The organism is Nocardia altamirensis NBRC 108246 (assembly GCF_001612685.1).
Lineage (GTDB): Bacteria > Actinomycetota > Actinomycetes > Mycobacteriales > Mycobacteriaceae > Nocardia > Nocardia altamirensis.
In genome coordinates this window covers 1-1,030 of the sequence record NZ_BDAY01000166.1, presented here as the reverse complement: position 1 = coordinate 1,030, position 1,030 = coordinate 1, and the positions used below count along the sequence as shown (strand labels likewise).

At 65.3% G+C, this 1,030-nt stretch carries 1 protein-coding gene; it reads left to right on the top strand.

Going from position 1 to position 1,030, the window contains the following annotated elements; translation table 11 throughout:
- Nucleotides 1-984 (top strand): integrase core domain-containing protein (locus NA11_RS43650; protein WP_069168002.1); only part of this gene is annotated, 984 nt, incomplete at its 5' end.
- Nucleotides 985-1,030 lie beyond the last annotated feature (46 nt).

The window sequence follows — 1,030 nt, the reverse complement described above, 5'->3', positions numbered from 1 at the left end:
CGCAAGGAACTCGAACGCGAGGGCTGGGACAACGGGGCACTCTCGATCAGGGCACGACTACTCGCCGATGGCGTGCCGGGCGTCGAGTTGCCTTGTGCGCGAACCATTCACCGAGTCCTGAGCCGGGAAGGACTGATCGAGCCCGAGCCCCGCAAACGACCCCGATCCTCGTATCGGCGGTTCGTGTTCCCCGCCACCGACGACTGCTGGCAGATCGATGCGCTGGAGTTCGTCCTGGCCGACACCGCCGCGACCAGGGTGGTCATCTTCCAACTCCTCGATGACCACTCCCGCTACGACCTGGTCGATCTGGCCTGGCCCCGCGAGGACACCGAAGGCGCCTGGCGGGCCATGGCACACGCCATCGAACACTACAATGTTCCGCGAATGGTGTTGTCCGACAACGGGTTAGCCTTCACGGGACGTCGTGTCGAGACCGCCGTGCTGTTCGAGAAGAACCTCGCCCGCCTCGGGATCAAACTCATCAACAGCCGACCCTGGCACCCCCAAACCAACGGCAAGAACGAACGCGCCCACCGCACCCTGCGCAAATGGCTCACCGCCCAGCCACAACCAGCAACCCTGCCCGCATTACAAACCCTGCTCGATCGCTACCGGCCCCTCTACAACAACCGACCCCACCAAGGCCTCGACGGCGCCACCCCGCTCCAAGCCCGCATCGCAGGCACCCGTCACACACCCCCCGAGGCCGCCATCACCCCAGACCCGCCCACCCTCGCGATCGAGGCCCGCGCCTCGAGCCGCGACGGCTTCATCGCCGTGCAGAACACGATCATCCCCCTCGGCGCCGAATACCGCGGCACCCTGACCACCGTGTTCATCACCGGCGACCACGCCCTGATCTACTACCGCGAACAACTCATCCGCGAACTCACCATCGACCGCACCCGCAAACGCCAAGCCCCCATGCGACCCCGCAGCGGCCGAATCCCCCGCACCCTCACCTACACACCCCACCCCTAACTGTCAGACATGTCCTGTCACCAACTGTCAGCAATGTCCTGTCACA